Annotated in this window: 19 protein-coding genes; 13 read left to right on the forward strand and 6 right to left on the reverse strand. The window is 29.8% G+C overall.

Annotated elements, in window-relative coordinates; genetic code table 11:
• Nucleotides 1-52: 52 nt before the first annotated feature.
• Both AVANS14531_RS08650 and AVANS14531_RS08655 read left to right on the forward strand, forming a co-directional pair.
• Complete coding sequence (locus AVANS14531_RS08650; protein ID WP_336612100.1) at nt 53-298, forward strand: hypothetical protein; 246 nt, start codon at nt 53-55, stop codon at nt 296-298.
• A complete protein-coding gene (locus tag AVANS14531_RS08655) occupies nt 295-669 on the forward strand; it encodes a hypothetical protein (protein ID WP_336612101.1) in 375 nt (124 codons plus the stop codon). The genes AVANS14531_RS08650 and AVANS14531_RS08655 overlap by 4 nt, the downstream gene beginning before the upstream one ends.
• Before the next feature lie 17 nt (nt 670-686).
• Here AVANS14531_RS08655 and rpsR read toward each other — a convergent pair whose 3' ends face one another.
• The 6 genes from rpsR to AVANS14531_RS08685 all read right to left on the reverse strand — a co-directional run bounded on the left by rpsR (nt 687) and on the right by AVANS14531_RS08685 (nt 5,619).
• Nucleotides 687-947: a 30S ribosomal protein S18 gene (rpsR, locus tag AVANS14531_RS08660; RefSeq protein ID WP_214116366.1), complete on the reverse strand. Its 261-nt coding sequence runs from the start codon at nt 945-947 to the stop codon at nt 687-689.
• 10 nt (nt 948-957) lie between these two features.
• The gene (ssb, locus tag AVANS14531_RS08665) at nt 958-1,473 is read right to left on the reverse strand and encodes a single-stranded DNA-binding protein (RefSeq protein WP_336612102.1); all 516 of its coding nucleotides are present in this window, start codon (nt 1,471-1,473) and stop codon (nt 958-960) included.
• Between the two features lie 10 nt (nt 1,474-1,483).
• Nucleotides 1,484-1,867 (reverse strand): 30S ribosomal protein S6, encoded by a 384-nt coding sequence (rpsF, locus tag AVANS14531_RS08670; RefSeq protein WP_239817578.1) that lies wholly within the window; start codon nt 1,865-1,867, stop codon nt 1,484-1,486.
• Nucleotides 1,868-1,957: 90 nt separating this feature from the next.
• Nucleotides 1,958-2,905 (reverse strand): hypothetical protein, encoded by a 948-nt coding sequence (locus tag AVANS14531_RS08675; RefSeq protein WP_336612103.1) that lies wholly within the window; start codon nt 2,903-2,905, stop codon nt 1,958-1,960.
• Nucleotides 2,898-4,808 (reverse strand): ribonuclease R family protein, encoded by a 1,911-nt coding sequence (locus AVANS14531_RS08680; protein WP_336612104.1) that lies wholly within the window; start codon nt 4,806-4,808, stop codon nt 2,898-2,900. The genes AVANS14531_RS08675 and AVANS14531_RS08680 overlap by 8 nt, the downstream gene beginning before the upstream one ends.
• Entirely contained in the window at nt 4,801-5,619 is an 819-nt protein-coding gene (locus AVANS14531_RS08685) for an HDOD domain-containing protein (RefSeq protein ID WP_239817575.1), read from the reverse strand. The genes AVANS14531_RS08680 and AVANS14531_RS08685 overlap by 8 nt, the downstream gene beginning before the upstream one ends.
• 101 nt (nt 5,620-5,720) lie before the next feature.
• Here AVANS14531_RS08685 and ilvC point away from each other — a divergent pair, with 101 nt between their 5' ends.
• The 11 genes from ilvC (at nt 5,721) to AVANS14531_RS08740 (ending at nt 14,465) form a co-directional block, all read left to right on the forward strand.
• Nucleotides 5,721-6,740: a ketol-acid reductoisomerase gene (ilvC, locus tag AVANS14531_RS08690; protein WP_239817574.1), complete on the forward strand. Its 1,020-nt coding sequence runs from the start codon at nt 5,721-5,723 to the stop codon at nt 6,738-6,740.
• Complete coding sequence (locus tag AVANS14531_RS08695) at nt 6,740-7,777, forward strand: divergent polysaccharide deacetylase family protein (protein ID WP_336612105.1); 1,038 nt, start codon at nt 6,740-6,742, stop codon at nt 7,775-7,777. Before ilvC ends, AVANS14531_RS08695 begins: the two co-directional genes overlap by 1 nt.
• Entirely contained in the window at nt 7,752-8,531 is a 780-nt protein-coding gene (locus tag AVANS14531_RS08700) for a DNA-processing protein DprA (RefSeq protein WP_336612106.1), read from the forward strand. Before AVANS14531_RS08695 ends, AVANS14531_RS08700 begins: the two co-directional genes overlap by 26 nt.
• Complete coding sequence (gene ruvX / locus AVANS14531_RS08705) at nt 8,531-8,905, forward strand: Holliday junction resolvase RuvX (protein ID WP_336612107.1); 375 nt, start codon at nt 8,531-8,533, stop codon at nt 8,903-8,905. The genes AVANS14531_RS08700 and ruvX overlap by 1 nt, the downstream gene beginning before the upstream one ends.
• 66 nt (nt 8,906-8,971) lie before the next feature.
• Nucleotides 8,972-9,814 (forward strand): hypothetical protein, encoded by an 843-nt coding sequence (locus AVANS14531_RS08710; RefSeq protein WP_336612108.1) that lies wholly within the window; start codon nt 8,972-8,974, stop codon nt 9,812-9,814.
• The gene (locus AVANS14531_RS08715; RefSeq protein WP_336612109.1) at nt 9,811-10,815 is read left to right on the forward strand and encodes a tetratricopeptide repeat protein; all 1,005 of its coding nucleotides are present in this window, start codon (nt 9,811-9,813) and stop codon (nt 10,813-10,815) included. The genes AVANS14531_RS08710 and AVANS14531_RS08715 overlap by 4 nt, the downstream gene beginning before the upstream one ends.
• Nucleotides 10,815-11,327: a tetratricopeptide repeat protein gene (locus AVANS14531_RS08720; RefSeq protein WP_336612110.1), complete on the forward strand. Its 513-nt coding sequence runs from the start codon at nt 10,815-10,817 to the stop codon at nt 11,325-11,327. Before AVANS14531_RS08715 ends, AVANS14531_RS08720 begins: the two co-directional genes overlap by 1 nt.
• Nucleotides 11,328-11,349: 22 nt before the next feature.
• Nucleotides 11,350-11,955 carry a tetratricopeptide repeat protein gene (locus AVANS14531_RS08725; RefSeq protein WP_336612111.1) on the forward strand — a complete coding sequence of 202 codons (606 nt, stop codon included), beginning with the start codon at nt 11,350-11,352 and terminating at the stop codon, nt 11,953-11,955.
• 73 nt (nt 11,956-12,028) lie between these two features.
• Nucleotides 12,029-12,796: a tetratricopeptide repeat protein gene (locus AVANS14531_RS08730; protein ID WP_336612112.1), complete on the forward strand. Its 768-nt coding sequence runs from the start codon at nt 12,029-12,031 to the stop codon at nt 12,794-12,796.
• On the forward strand, nt 12,796-13,668 hold the full coding sequence (locus AVANS14531_RS08735; protein WP_336612113.1) for an RsmB/NOP family class I SAM-dependent RNA methyltransferase: 873 nt from the start codon (nt 12,796-12,798) through the stop codon (nt 13,666-13,668). The genes AVANS14531_RS08730 and AVANS14531_RS08735 overlap by 1 nt, the downstream gene beginning before the upstream one ends.
• A complete protein-coding gene (locus AVANS14531_RS08740) occupies nt 13,665-14,465 on the forward strand; it encodes a ferritin-like domain-containing protein (RefSeq protein WP_336612114.1) in 801 nt (266 codons plus the stop codon). Before AVANS14531_RS08735 ends, AVANS14531_RS08740 begins: the two co-directional genes overlap by 4 nt.
• Nucleotides 14,466-14,893 lie beyond the last annotated feature (428 nt).

Genomic DNA, 14,893 nt, shown 5'->3' on the forward strand with positions numbered 1-14,893 from the left:
GTGGGGGAGTTTGATTAATTTAGATTTAATAAAATTAAAAAAAAGGAAAAAGATGAAAAAAATTACTTGTTTAGAAAAATTGCAAGATTTACAAAAATTAGAGCAAATTTATAATAATTTAAAGATAAATCTTCTAAAAGAAAATCAATTTAATATAAATTACAATGAAATTAAGCTAAAAATATCAAAAGCAAATGAAGAAGAATTAGCAAATATATATGATAATTTAGAATATTTACAAATGAATTTTATGAATGAAATCACATATCTTGAAAAAATTATAAAGGATATAAAATGATAATTTATGGACTTAGCTATATTAAAAATCAATTTAATTCCGTGGAATTTGAAATAGGAATTAACGAAAACAAAATAAGTTGTATTGAATATAAAAACGAATATCTAGCTAAAAATAATATGAAAAAAGCTTTATTTTGTAATACTTTAAGTGAAGTATTAAAATCAAATGCGGCTTTGTGTGAATATATAATCCCAAATATTAATATTTTAAAAGATAGTGTTTTATTAGCTGAAAAATATTTGTTTGATAGCAAAATTTTAACACTTGCAACTAATGATGAAGCTATTGTTAAGGCTGCTAATGTTGGTGTTGATTGTGTTTTGATAAAAGAATTTGATGAAAAATATAAAGAATATTTTATAGGCTAGAAAATCTAGCCTAATTATTATAAACCTTCAAATGGGTTTGTTACTACATTTTTGCGGTCGCATACATAAGGAATTAATGCAACTGCTCTTGCTCTTTTAATTGCAAGCTCAACCATTTCTTGGTGTTTTTTGCTTGTTCCTGTTAATCTTCTTGGCATTATTTTAAAACGCTCTGATAAAGCGTGTTTCAATAACGCTGTGTCTTTATAATCAATAAAATCAACTTTTGCTTCTGTAAATTTGCAATATTTTCTTGAATACTTTCTTTTTTCTGCCATGATTTATCCTTTAAAATGGTATCTCTTCATCATAAGAAGAGTTATAGTTATAATTGTTTCTTTCTTCAGCAAAATTGTTTTGTTTTTGATATGAATTATTCTCTCTTGAGAAATTATTTTGCTGATAATTATTTTGAGTAGGTCTAGCGTAGTTATTATTAGTTTGAACATTGTTTCTAGCAGCATTAGTTTCTTCAGGCTTATTATCAAGCATTTCCATATTTTCAACTACAAGTTGAATTTTTGAGCGATTTTGATTTGTCGCAGTATCAATCCAGTTTTGTTGTTGTAAATAGCCTTCTGCCATAAGTTTTGAGCCTTTTCTTAAATATTGCCCTACAATTTCTGCTAATCTATTATAAAAAACTACATCTATAAATAAAGTTTCTTCTATTCTTTCGCCTGTGTTTGAAGTTCTATATCTACTAACAGCAATAGCGTTATTTACTACCGCATTTCCAGTAGTGCTAATGGTTTTTATCTCAACATCTCTTACTAAACGACCTATTAGAATAACTTTATTCATTTTTTATCCTTTACTCTGCTGGGGTTTCAGCCTTTGCTTCTTTTTTATTTTCTTTTTTACCTAATCTTTTGCCTTGAGAAAGTATTTCCCACGCAGCGATTTCGCGTCTGTTTTCATATTTAACGATTAAAAATCTGATAATATCTTCAGTAATTTTTAAAACACGCTCAAGTTCTTTAATTAAAGCACCTGGAGCTTTGAAATATATTACATAATATACGCCACGCTCATATTTATCAATTTGGTAAGCTAATTTTCTAGCACCCATTTCAATAGTATTTGCAATTTCAGCACCATTTTTAACTAGAGTTTCTTTAACAAACTCAACTCTCGCCTTTAATTCTTCATCTGTTAGCGTTGGCTTTGCGATGAATAAAACCTCATAATGTCTCATGATTCTCCTTTTGGATATTAAGCCTAATTAAATTAAGCAAGGAATTTTGCATAAAGCAAGGCAAGATTTTAGCAATTTAAACTTAATATTTTATGAGTTTATTAAAAAATAAATCTTTAATAGATTTGAATACATAATTTCTTTTGAAGAATTATTGCTATCTAGCTTTATTTCATATTCGGTATCAAGCAAAATAGCAAAAATTTCTTCATAAAATTTAGATAATTTTCTAGCTTGGTTTTCTAATTCAACACAAACTTGTCTTGGCGGCGTATATCCAAAAGCAACTTTATAATCAATTCTACCATTTATTTTAAGATTAGAGCTAATCGTAAATAATCTTAAAAGACTTGAATAAAGTTTATTAATTAGTGCGATTTCATCTTCGTTTTCTATGATTTTATAAATATATTCTTTTGGCTCTTTTGTATTTAAAAAATTAGTTAAAAAATCATCAAAACCCAAAGCATTATCAACTTCGCAATGCTCTTTTAAAGTATTTATATCAAGAATTTGATTTTGGTATTTTAAAAGCTCACAACCGGCTTTGAAAATATCAAATTCATAATTTTTTTGAAGATATTGCAAGGCTATTTCATTTGTTTTTATATTGTAAAAATTCGCTACATCTTGTAATAAACTAATCTGCTCAAAGCTAGTTTTTTTATCAAAAAATCTAACAAAATTATTATTCATAACTAGCTCTAAATCTTTTAAAGCTTTTGTTTCGTAAATAGCTAAAATTAGTCTATTTTCACTATTTATGCATTTTAAAATTTCTTTTAAATCCTTATTTGAAATTCCTTTTTCAAATTCTAATATTAATAGTTTTGAATTTGAAAACAATGAGCTTTCTCCTAGAAAATTAATAGCTTTTTCTAACTTATAATCGCTATCTCTTAGGATTAATCTCTCATCGCTTTTATCGGCACTTTTTATTATTTCAAGATTTAAAAATATGCTTAATCTACAACTTCCATAAAGCATAAAAGCATTTGGTAATTTGTTTTTTATTTTGTTAAATTCTGCTTCATACATCTTTAACTATCCTAGCAAAAACCTTAGCGCTTATTAAATCTACTTCATAAATCTCAACCAAAACTCTAGAAAACAATGGCACATTTGGGTTTGCTATAAAAATCCTTGCACCCTTGAACTCATCATCTAAAATCCCTATCGTAATTTCTTCATTTTTTGTAATTTTTACATAAAATCTCTTGCCTATATTTTGATGAAAATACCTTGCATATACTCTATCGCAAAAATCCATCGCAACCTTATCCGAAAGCCTTTCAAGAGAACTTACTTCAAAGCATTTATTTTCTAAATTAGTGCTTAAATATGAAAATAATTTGTCATTTTTTTGCATAAGAGCTTTTAATAATCTATGCAAAATCAAATCCGAATATCTTCTAATAGGACTTGTGAAATGCGAATATCTATCAAATCCTAAAGCAAAATGCCCAGCATTTTCATGTCCATATTCAGCTTTTTTCATAGAGCGAATTATGATTTTATCTACTTCTGCACGAATGTTTAATTCATCTGCTAAAGCTTGAATATTTTTAATATTTTCGTAAATATTTTCGCCACCACTAAACTCAATCCCTAAAAGCTGTAATTCTTCATACATAGCAGTGATTTTATTGTAATTAGGACTTCTGTGGTTTCTAAAAATCGCTAAATCAGGACACATTTTCGCAGCTGCTTTATTTGCTAAAAGCATACAATCTTCAATTAATTGATGAGACCTTGTTGATTGCTCGTAATATGTTTTTTTAATTTGCCAGTTTTCATCAATTTCCATTCTAAGCTCTTCGGTTAAGAAATTAAAGCCTTTATTTAGTCTATTATTTCTTAATTTTTGTGTAAGTTCATTTAGAGCGTAGATATAATTGCATTCTTTTAAATCAATTCTATTTTGAAAATATTCATCAACTTCATCATAATTAAATCTTCTTTTTGAATTAATTATTCCTTCAAAAATTTCTTCTTTTATTACTTTTGAGCTTTCAAAATATATTTTAAAACCAAAGCAAAGCCTATCCTCATTAGGATTTAGCGAACAAATTCCTTCACTTAAAACGCGTGGCAACATAGGAATGCTCTTGTGTGGAAAATATATACTAAATCCACGCTTTAAAGCTTCATTATCTAGTGCGCCAAAAGCTCTTACATACTCGCTAACATCGGCTATTGCTACATATAAAATCTTATTTTTTTCATCAAAATAAATAGCATCATCAAAATCTTTTGCATGAATAGGATCAATAGTGCAAAATGGCAAAGCTCTTAAATCAAGCCTATTTGGATAAAAGCTAATATCAACACTTCCAGCATAAGCATTTGCTTCATCTAAACAAGCTTTGTCAAAAACTTCAACTCTATCATATAAAGCCATTGATATTTTTTCATCAACCTTATTATCACTAATATGGCCTAGCACTTCTACTACATTAGAGCTTGCGTTATCAATTTTTAAAATTGTTCCAATAGGAAGTGCTTTAAGTGATTTTTGAGACACGCTAAGCTGTCTTAAAAGCCCTGTTTTAAAGCATTTACCAAATATCACATTTTTTAGCATTTGAGTAATAACTAAAGAAAATTCTTCTTCTCTTTTTAATACCAAAACAACTATTGCACTAGGGCGACCTTTTTTTACTTTATTTTTCTTAGCAATTACTATATCGCCGTATCTTGCTGAATGTAAATCTTTTGATCTTATGAGCAAATCACGCTCTAAAAAAGAGGCTTGTAAAAAGCCATCTCCTTTTGAGTTTATATCCATTTTGCCATAATAAAATCCATTATTAAAATAGATTTTATTATTGTATTCGCTTACGATTTTTTCTGTTAATAAGACTTTTATTAGTTCTTTTTGCTTTGAATTAGCTTCTAATTTATTAAAACCTTGTCTAATATTTTCTAAGAATTCAAGCATCTTGTTCTACTACTTTAATAGCTTCTATTAATTTATCCCCTAATAATCCATTATTTTTAGCATCTAAGATACATTGAACCATTATTTCTTCATTAAAAATTCCAAAAATATTTACTAAGTTTGAAACGATATTTAAAGCAACTGCATTGTTTCTTATATCATTACTTGCTTTTTCTGGAGTTACGCTATAAAAAATAGCATCAATCATATCAACTTCAAGATTCCATTTATCAAAAATCATAGAAGTTACTTCTTCGCTACTCATTCCCAAAAATTGTTTTTCATACTCGCTTAATTCTCTTATGTTTTTAAGTTCGCTTAAGCCTTGTTTAAATTCATTAGCTTTATTAGTTTCTATTAGTTCAGCAGATATTATAATTTTTCCAATTTCTAGCAAAAACGAAGCAGGAATTACAACTTTTTTTACATCATCACTACCTTTGCTTAGCCAGTTTATTGCTAGTGAATTTTGCATTGTTGAGATTTTTGCAAATTTTGCTTCGTCCATATTGTATGCACTTAAATTAATCTTAAACGAATTTTTTACTGCTGCATTTAAAGCAAAACCTTTAATTGTTGTCATTCCAAATAAATTAACAGCCCTATCAACACTACTAATTTCTCTTGAAAATCCATAAAGCGGGGAATTCGCTGATTTAAGGATATTTGCAGTAAGCATTGGGTCTTTTTCTACTACTTTTGCTAAGTCTTTTAAAGACGCACCTTCATCATTGCAAATTCTTTGAATTTCTAGTGTGCTTTCATTGAGTGGAGGTAGGCTTTTTATTCTTTTACTAATAAAATCTTGCATAACAAACCTTTTTTGAGTAAATAAAATTTGATAATTTTTTATTAGATTGTAACTAAAATAGTTATAATTTGCTTAATTAAATCAAAAGAAAAGGAAAAATTATGGCAGTAAATGTTTATTATGATCGTGATTGCGATTTAAGCTTAATTAAGTCTAAAGTAGTAGCGATTATTGGTTTTGGTTCTCAAGGACACGCACACGCAGAAAACTTAAGAGATAGTGGCGTAAAAGTTATTATTGGTCTTAGAGATGGAAGCTCTGCAAACAAAGCTCGTGCAAAGAATTTTGAAGTTTTAAGTGTTGCTGATGCAACTAAAAAAGCTGATGTTATTATGATTTTAACTCCTGATGAGTTCCAAGCACAAATCTTTAACTCAGAAATAAAACCAAACCTAAGCGAAGGTAAAGCAATAGCATTTGCTCATGGTTTTAATGTTCATTACGGGCAAATTGTTGCACCTAAAGGCGTTGATGTTATTATGATTGCACCTAAAGCTCCAGGTCATACCGTAAGAAACGAATTCGTAAATGGTGGCGGTGTTCCTGATTTAATCGCAGTTGCACAAAACGAAAGTGGCAACGCAAAAGCTCTAGCATTAAGCTATGCAAGTGCAATCGGTGGCGGACGCACAGCTATAATTGAAACTACATTTAAAGATGAAACAGAAACAGACCTTTTCGGTGAGCAAGCAGTTCTTTGCGGAGGCTTGACTGCACTTATTGAAGCTGGATTTAATACTTTAGTAGAAGCTGGATATGAGCCTGAAATGGCATATTTTGAGTGCTTACACGAAATGAAATTAATCGTTGATTTAATGTATCAAGGCGGAATTGCTGATATGAGATACTCTATTTCAAATACAGCTGAATACGGCGATTATATTACAGGCGAAAAAGTTATCACCGAAGAGAGCAAAAAAGCTATGAAAAAGGTATTAAAAGACATTCAAGATGGCACATTTGCAAAAGATTTCATCCTTGAAAGCCGTGCAAATTATCCTAAGATGAATGCAAGACGCAATATTACTAAAAACAGCCTTTTAGAGCAAACCGGCGTTAAATTACGCAAAATGATGCCTTGGATTGAAAAGAGCAAATTAGTTCAACAAGACAAAAATTAATGGCTAAAAAAAAGCAAAAAAGCAAAGCTAATTCTAGCTTTGCTACTTATCTTAAAATCATATTCGCATTTTTAATAATCATAGGAATAGGACTTTTAACATACTTAAATCTAAACGAAAATAAAGAAACAAATAAAAGCTTAAAAACTGAAATAACAAAAACAGCAAAACCAAAAAATGATGAAAAAAACATCGTAAATGCCATTTATAAAGCCCCTAAAAATCAAAATGAAGAAAAGAATTTAAAACAGGAATTTAGCGAGATTTTTGCTAACCTTGATATAAATAAAAATGATGATAATTGCAAAATAACAAGCGTAAATTGCTTTGAAACAAAAGAGTATTCAGCCTTTGGAAAAGACACAAAGGCAACAAATATAAAAGCAAAATTAGCAATAATTATTGATGATGTAGCGACAAGGCAAGAAAGCGATGAAATAAAAGCAATTATTAAAAGTGGTAAAAAAATCACACCTAGCTTTTTTCCAAACACTAATAATCATCCTAATACAAATGATTTTGCTAAAGAATTTAGCCATTACATGATACATTTGCCACTTCGTGCTGTAAGTTTTAGTAAAGAAGAGCCGCTTACTCTAACGCCACAAGATGATTATAAAAACATAGAAAATAGAATAAAAAATATAAAAATAGCTTTCCCTAATTTAAAGTTTTTAAACAATCACACAGGCTCAGCCTTTACAAGTGATGAAGATGCTATGAGAAGACTTTTTAAAGCACTTAAAAAATACGATTTGATTTTCGTAGATTCAAGAACAATTGCAAGCACAAAAGCACCAGTATTAGCTAAAGAATTTAAGCAAAATTACATTCATAGAAATATATTCTTAGATAATTCACAAAATCTTGCAGATATTAATAAAAAGCTTGATGAAGCAGTGCAATTTGCATTAAAAAATAAGCGCGCAATAGCAATAGCACATCCACACAAAAACAGCCTAAAAGCAATTAGTGAATATGATTTTTCTAAAGTTGAGTTAGTTTATATAGATGATATCTACAACGATTATAAATGAGTTTAAAACTCTTGCAAAGCCACCTAAAACTATTTACTATAAAGGAAATTTAAGCCTACTAAATAAGCCAAAAATAAGCATAGTAGGCTCAAGAAAAATGAGCGTATATACCAAAAACGCAACCTTTATGCTAAGCAAAAAGCTAAGTAACGCAGGATTTTGCATAGTAAGTGGTGGAGCAATCGGCGTAGATATTGAAAGTGCAAAAGCAAGTATGCCTTATCATATAGGCATATTTGCAAATGGACTTAATGAAATATATCCAAAAAGTAACGAGCAAACCATAAAACAAATTTATGAAAACGCCCTTGCACTAAGCGAAAACGAGCCAAATCATATCCCACAAAAATATGACTTTTTGGCTAGAAATCGCCTTGTGGTTGCTCTAAGCGACATTTTAATAATCACTCAAGCAGATATTAAAAGTGGCTCGCTAAACTCAGCAAAACACGCACTTGAACTTAATAAAGATATTTTTGTATTAGCTCAAAGAATAGGAGAAAGCGATGGCACAAATGAGCTAATCGCAAACTATAAGGCTAAAATTATTTATGATATTGATATATTTGTTGATGAGATGAAAGAGCGTTTTAAAACTCAAAATACTTACACCCCACATTATGATGAGTTTTTAGAATTTTGTAAAAACGGAGCAAATCTTGATGAAGCCTTAGAGCGATACGGCGAATTAGTATATGATTATGAGCTTGATGGTAAGGTTGTAATTGATGGAGTATTAATTAGGAGCGTTTAATGGAAAATATCTTAGCACTTGATTTAGGACTTAAGCGAATTGGCGTTGCGCTTAGCATAATGGGAATTCCTATGCCTCAACCTGCCATTATTAGAATAAATCGCAATCAAGCAGCTGAAGCTGTAAAAGAGCTAATCAAAAAGCACAAAATTACAAAAATTGTAATAGGCATTCCTATGGGTGGTAGTGCTGAAGATGAGATGAGAAGAAGGGTAGAACACTTTTCAAAATTAATTGAATTTAGCAATATAGCTTATCACGATGAGAGTTTTACAAGCAAGCAAGCTGCAAAAATCATTAGTAGTAAGAAAAAAGATGGTAAGCAAGATAGCATAGCAGCATTTTTACTACTGAAAGACTATTTAGGAATTTAAAATAGGAATTTGAAATTTTAATAATCGTTTAAAATAGTTATAATAAGCCTTTAAAAAGGGGTGATTATGAATGAGTTTTTAATATATCTAGCATATTTTTTAGATAATTTACATGATTTAGCTAGTGGGATTATTAGTATTTTAATTCCTATACCATATGCAAGTTTTATTACTTATCCTATTGTTTTTACTCTTACTTTATTTATAGGATTAAAGCTATATCCTAGATTTGTAATAGCTTTATATATTTTATTTTTTTATTTGGTTATAAGGATTGTGCTTATTGATAGAGATGCCATTTGGTGGTTTGTACTTTTACAACTATTACTACCAATTATATTTTCATTATTAATTTGGTGGTTTTATAAGTTAATAATGAAACAAAATCAAAAATTTATTAAAGTTATATTTTGTTTTTTCTCATTTTTAATGATTGCCTTTCACGGAATACTATTAATAAGTCATTTTAATTTACATCAAAGCCCAAAGCACGAAGTAACAGAACTTAAAAAACCAAATACCTTATTATTAAGCACAATTGAAAAACAAAACTATACAATAGATGGAAAGTTTTTTAAAAGTGTAAATTTAATAATTGATAAAGAAGTGCAATTGTATGAAGATTATAAAAAATTTGAAAAACGCTTTGAAGAAGAAGCTTCAAAATTACCAACTAGACTTAGCAAAGATAAATTAATAAATTATGATATTTATGGTTATTATAAACCTTGTAGCTATGCAATAACAAATTTAAATAATTTGAGTTTAGAACTTAGCCCTAATCTTAATAGAATTTATGATTCTTTTACTAGGTTATTTATTGATAACTATTATCTTCAATTAGGTAGTAGTTGTTCTAATGATGTTTATACAAATTATTTAAATAAATTAAAAGGAGAATTAAAATGAAAAAAATACTATTTTTACTATTCGCAGTATTTTTAGGTGCTAGAGAATGCACGAGTTATGAAACTTGCTTAAATTTATACAAAAAAGCAGGAGGGGGAGAATTAGCCGTAAAGCACTTTTATGTAAATCTATGCTCGCAAAAAAACCCGCAAGCTTGCAAAGAAGCTGCTAAATACACTGGCTTTTATTCGCATACTTCAAATAAATTTTTAGAATCTGCCAAGCTTTATGAATTAGGTTGCAATTACGGAGACGGCGAATCGTGTTATAAAGCAGGAGAATTTGCAGTGTGCGATAATATTCACGCTGCTTATGAGAGATTTAGCAAATCATGCGAATTAAATTATAGAAGATGTGATAGTGATATTTGTGAAGACCCTTGCGTAAGAGCATTGAACATCAAACAAAATAACATTCTAAGTGGCAAAAAAAGACCTTATGATGTATTTAATATGTATAAACCTACCAAAATCGCTCCTGATGATAGCACATTTGCCATTGATGCATGTGAATATAATCTTCATTTTAAATACAAAAACACTACTAATTGCACTTATGCAGGATATATGCTATTGCTTGAGCGAAATTACGAAGAAAGTAGAAAATATTCAAAAATCGCTTGCGACATGGGTGATTTAGTAGCTTGTGTAAATATAATCGCCTTAAATAATGCTGAGTTTAAAGAAGACAAAGCCTTTACAAAAGACTTTTTAAAAAAGGCAAATTTCGCATGTAAAGATAAAGATTTTTATAATTGTGGGGCTTTAGGGATGGCGTATTACAATGGCTTTGGTATGAAAAAAAATATCAAAAAAGCTAAAGATATTTTAACTAATTCTTGCCTTTATGCTAATCCTTTTGCTTGTATAAGTATAGGAGATTTTTATCGCTATCAAGAAGTTGAGCCTAAAAAAGCTTTAGAATATTATTATAAAGCTTGTGATTTAGGGCTAAATAGAGCTTGTGTAATCTATGATGAAGTAGTTAAGGAGCTTAAGTAATGCGTAAGTTAATTTTAATAATGCTTTGTCTTTTACTAAGTGCTTGTTATAGTTTAAGACCTAGCAAATCTGAGTTAGAAAACTGGTGTAATGAGAGAGATTATTGGTGCGGTCGCTTAGGGGCTTATTATTATGAAAAAGATGATTATAAAAATGCTCTAATTTATCACACTAAAAGCTGCAATAAGGATAATAAAGCTTCATGCCATGACGCTGCAATTACTTGTGAAATGCTAGAAGATTATGACAATGCTATTTTGTTTTATAAGAAATTAAACGAATTAGGTCAGCCACTAGGACTTTCTAGGATAGGTGATTTATATAAAAACGGCTTAGGAGTTACAAAGGATTTTAACAAAGCCTTAGAACTTTATATGCAAGCTTGTGAGCTAGGTAGCAAAGAAGCTTGTAAAAATCTAGCTAAAATCTATGAAATAGGCGAAAATGTAAGAGCAAATCCACTAATTTCTAAAGCATATAAAAAACGCGCAGAAAAAGCTAGCAAATGGTAAGGAATTTAAAATAGGAATTAGAATGAAAAAATTACTATGTTTATTTCTTTTAGGACTGAGTTTAAATGCAAATATTTTAGAAATTAAAGAGCTAAAAACTAAGTGTAATCAAAAAGATTTAAATGCTTGTGTTAGTTTAGGGAACGAATATTATCAACAAGCTTGTTATGCTAAAGCAAGGGATATTTGGATTAAGGCTTGCAAGGGTGGTAATAGTGCGGGGTGTGAATACTTGTATAATTTACATATAAGTGGGATATTTAATTTAAGCAGCTTTTTTAAAGATGAGTTTAAAACGCAATCAGAATTAACCCACAAAACTTTTAAATTTAGTGCCAAGCATTGCAACGAAGGTTCGATTCAACATTGCTCAATTTTGGCATTTTTTTATGCTAATGGCTTTGGTGGAGTTAAGCAAGATTATGCTAAGGCTAGGAAGCTTTACGCTAAAGCTTGTGATAAAGAAGTAGAGTCATCTTGTAATCACTTAGGCTTTTTGTATAGCGAAGGGCTTGGGGGAAAGCAAGATTATGCTAAGGCAAAAAAGTATTTTGCAAAGTTTTGCGAGTTTAAATATCTTATTGATAATTGCGAAAATTATGAAATATTAAAAGATTTGGGGTATTAAAAATAATTTTAAATATTCACTAAAAATTTAATAAACAAGATTATAAAAACAAAAATTATTTTAAGGAAATATTATGAAAAAAATATTATGTTTAACACTTTTAGGTGCTAGTATTTTAGGTGCGAATGAGCTTGAAAGTAAGTGTAATAACGGAGATTTAATAGCTTGTGTGGATTTAGGTAAGGCATATGTTAAAAGCCAAAACTATGAAAAAGCTGTTGAAGTTATCACAAAAGCTTGTGATGGTGGAAATACTATAGGTTGTATTGGTTTGGCAGGTTTATATAGCACAGGACAAGGTGTAAGGCAAGATTATTCTAAAGCAATAGAATTATTAAATAAGGCTTGTGATGGCGGAGAAACTGAGTCATGCTCAATCTTAGGAAACGTATATGAAAGCGGAGATGGGGTAAAGCAAGATTATATAAAAGCAAGCGAGCTTTACACAAAAGCTTGTGATGGTGGGGATGCTACGGCATGTTTTAATATAGCAGCTTTATATCATAAAGGTCTAGGAGTAAAACAAGATCATTCAAAAACAATAGAATTTTCTATTAAATCTTGTAATGGTGGAATTGCTCAAGCATGCTCTAATCTAGGAACTTCATACTACAATGCAGAAGGTGTAAAGCAAGATTATCTAAAAGCAAAAGATTTTTTCACCAAAGCTTGTGAAGATGGAAGCTCTCTAGGTTGTTTTAATTTAGGTGCTTTATATGGCAATGGAGAAGGTGTTAGACAAGATAAAAAAATTGCTAAAGAATACTTTGGCAAAGCTTGTGATTTAGGCAATCAAGATGGTTGCGATGAGTATAGAAAACTAAACGAGCAAGGATATTAATGATATTTAACCACGCCGAGCATTTTAGCGAGATTTATGGATTTAAAAAGCCTTTGGATTTGGAGTATTTCGGAGTATTTATAAACTCTATTAAATGCTGTGAAGACGAGTTTTTAAAGGCTTTTAGCGAGTATTTGCCTACAAAATTAGATGATAATTTTTATATTTTTAGGCAAGAATTTAAAATAGGAATTTCAACTCACGATTTAGCAATAAATGGCGGTATTTATATACAAGATTACTCAAGCTATTTATGTGCTAAGGCTTTAAATGTTAGCTCAAGCGATATTATTTTGGATATGTGTGCCGCTCCGGGTGGTAAGAGTATAAATCTAGCTAATTTTAGCGGCAATTGTGAAAATCTAAGCTCAAATGAGCTAAATAGCAAAAGATTTCATAAGCTTAAAACAATCCTAGCAAACTACGGCGTAAAGGCAAAAACTTATAATCACGATGGCATTTTGATAGGTCGCAAGACACCCAAGCGATTTAGTAAAATATTGCTTGATGCTCCGTGTAGTACATTTATGCATGATTTTAGTATAGAAAAATCGCATAAAGAAATAAAGCAAATCGCCACTACTCAAAAAAAGCTTCTAAACTCAGCCCTAACAGCATTAAAAGTTGGTGGAGAGCTAGTATATAGCACTTGCACGCATAATTTTTATGAAAATGAAGCAGTGATTTATAATGCGCTTAATTCTAAGTTTGGTGTAGAATTATTAGATATTTCTTTGCCTTGCGAGTATTTACAAGGACTAAGTAATTATGATGAAAAATACAGCGATGATAGACTTGCTAAAACTTATCGCATAAAGCCAAGCAACACACATTCAGGCTTTTTCATCGCAAAATTAAGGAAAATTAAATGAGAGATTATGGAAGTGAATTATTTAGCGTATTAAGTGAGAGCGATTGGGCGAAAAAATTAGCCAAATTTGATGATTTTTACGATGATTTTTTGAGTAATAAATTAGCTTTTAATGAATACACTCCACTAATTTTAAATGAGCCAAGCTATGCAAAAAGCCTTGATATTATTCATCCCACAAGAATAAAGCGACCAAAAGAACTAAGCTCCGAAACAGCCCTAGCAAAAACTCTTCATCAAGTAGCGCATATAGAATATTCTGCGATTGATTTAGCACTTGATGCTGCTTATAGATTTTATAAGGCCGGCGGATTAGATTATGCAAGCGATTGGCTTGAGGTTGCACGTGAGGAATGTCTTCATTTTAGCCTAATAAACGATGCTTTAAATGAATTAGGATTTTCTTATGGAGATTTTGGGGTTCATACAAATCTTTTTGATGCAATGAAGGCTACGAATGAAAATCTGCAAGTTAGAATGGGCGTAGTTCATAGGCATTTAGAAGCTTGCGGGCTTGATGCAAACCCTTATGTGGTAAATAAAATTAACAGCACAAAAAACCCTATAAAATCAAAGCTTTTAGAGATTTTAAACATCATTCTTCACGATGAGGTAAGTCATGTTAGCAAGGGCGATAAATGGTATAAATATGCCGGCGGAAGGAGCGATAATTTTTGCGAATTATTGCTTGAGTATAAGCATTTGATTAGACCTATAAAGAATATGAACGAAAATGCTAGAATACTAGCAGGCTACACAAAAGAAGAATTAGAAGAGATTAAAAAGAATTTTGATTAATAATTCAAAGAATTTGAAATAGGAATTTTGCGTTTAAACTTTGTTTTAAATTATGTATAATTTTTAAAATCTTAGTTCTTGGTATTCACTCGCATTATTATCATAAACTAGCAATTTATTTGCTAGTTTATGATAATAGTCTCAAGAGTGGTTAAAAACAAATAAAAAGAATTTGAATTAGGAATTTGAATTTATCATATTATTTAATTTCCCACTCACAAGACTATTATTAAAAATCAATCACAAATGATTAATTTTTAATAATAATGAGAGTGAATAGGTAGGAATTGTTTTTTATTTTAATTAGATTTTAGAGTTTGAAATAGTTTTAAGAAGTAAAAAAGGTGCTAAGAGTAGCACCTTTATATTTAGTTTAAACGCAATAATCTTTATTGCGTTTTTAAAGATAGCCGAAGCTATCTTTAAAA

This window comes from Campylobacter sp. Cr9, assembly GCF_020138295.1.
Lineage (GTDB): Bacteria > Campylobacterota > Campylobacteria > Campylobacterales > Campylobacteraceae > Campylobacter_E.

What these genes read in the sequence shown, in the direction of transcription:
- AVANS14531_RS08700 (WP_336612106.1), top strand. Translation starts at nt 7,752, where the DNA reads ATGATATCTACAACGATTATAAATGAGTTTAAAACTCTTGCAAAGCCA.
- AVANS14531_RS08740 (WP_336612114.1), top strand. Translation starts at nt 13,665, where the DNA reads ATGAGAGATTATGGAAGTGAATTATTTAGCGTATTAAGTGAGAGCGAT.
- ruvX (WP_336612107.1), top strand. Translation starts at nt 8,531, where the DNA reads ATGGAAAATATCTTAGCACTTGATTTAGGACTTAAGCGAATTGGCGTT.
- ilvC (WP_239817574.1), top strand. Translation starts at nt 5,721, where the DNA reads ATGGCAGTAAATGTTTATTATGATCGTGATTGCGATTTAAGCTTAATT.
- AVANS14531_RS08730 (WP_336612112.1), top strand. Translation starts at nt 12,029, where the DNA reads ATGAAAAAAATATTATGTTTAACACTTTTAGGTGCTAGTATTTTAGGT.
- AVANS14531_RS08655 (WP_336612101.1), top strand. Translation starts at nt 295, where the DNA reads ATGATAATTTATGGACTTAGCTATATTAAAAATCAATTTAATTCCGTG.
- AVANS14531_RS08675 (WP_336612103.1), bottom strand. Translation starts at nt 2,905, where the DNA reads ATGTATGAAGCAGAATTTAACAAAATAAAAAACAAATTACCAAATGCT.
- AVANS14531_RS08710 (WP_336612108.1), top strand. Translation starts at nt 8,972, where the DNA reads ATGAATGAGTTTTTAATATATCTAGCATATTTTTTAGATAATTTACAT.
- rpsF (WP_239817578.1), bottom strand. Translation starts at nt 1,867, where the DNA reads ATGAGACATTATGAGGTTTTATTCATCGCAAAGCCAACGCTAACAGAT.
- AVANS14531_RS08725 (WP_336612111.1), top strand. Translation starts at nt 11,350, where the DNA reads ATGAAAAAATTACTATGTTTATTTCTTTTAGGACTGAGTTTAAATGCA.
- AVANS14531_RS08650 (WP_336612100.1), top strand. Translation starts at nt 53, where the DNA reads ATGAAAAAAATTACTTGTTTAGAAAAATTGCAAGATTTACAAAAATTA.
- AVANS14531_RS08695 (WP_336612105.1), top strand. Translation starts at nt 6,740, where the DNA reads ATGGCTAAAAAAAAGCAAAAAAGCAAAGCTAATTCTAGCTTTGCTACT.
- AVANS14531_RS08720 (WP_336612110.1), top strand. Translation starts at nt 10,815, where the DNA reads ATGCGTAAGTTAATTTTAATAATGCTTTGTCTTTTACTAAGTGCTTGT.
- rpsR (WP_214116366.1), bottom strand. Translation starts at nt 947, where the DNA reads ATGGCAGAAAAAAGAAAGTATTCAAGAAAATATTGCAAATTTACAGAA.
- AVANS14531_RS08680 (WP_336612104.1), bottom strand. Translation starts at nt 4,808, where the DNA reads ATGCTTGAATTCTTAGAAAATATTAGACAAGGTTTTAATAAATTAGAA.
- AVANS14531_RS08685 (WP_239817575.1), bottom strand. Translation starts at nt 5,619, where the DNA reads ATGCAAGATTTTATTAGTAAAAGAATAAAAAGCCTACCTCCACTCAAT.
- AVANS14531_RS08715 (WP_336612109.1), top strand. Translation starts at nt 9,811, where the DNA reads ATGAAAAAAATACTATTTTTACTATTCGCAGTATTTTTAGGTGCTAGA.
- ssb (WP_336612102.1), bottom strand. Translation starts at nt 1,473, where the DNA reads ATGAATAAAGTTATTCTAATAGGTCGTTTAGTAAGAGATGTTGAGATA.
- AVANS14531_RS08735 (WP_336612113.1), top strand. Translation starts at nt 12,796, where the DNA reads ATGATATTTAACCACGCCGAGCATTTTAGCGAGATTTATGGATTTAAA.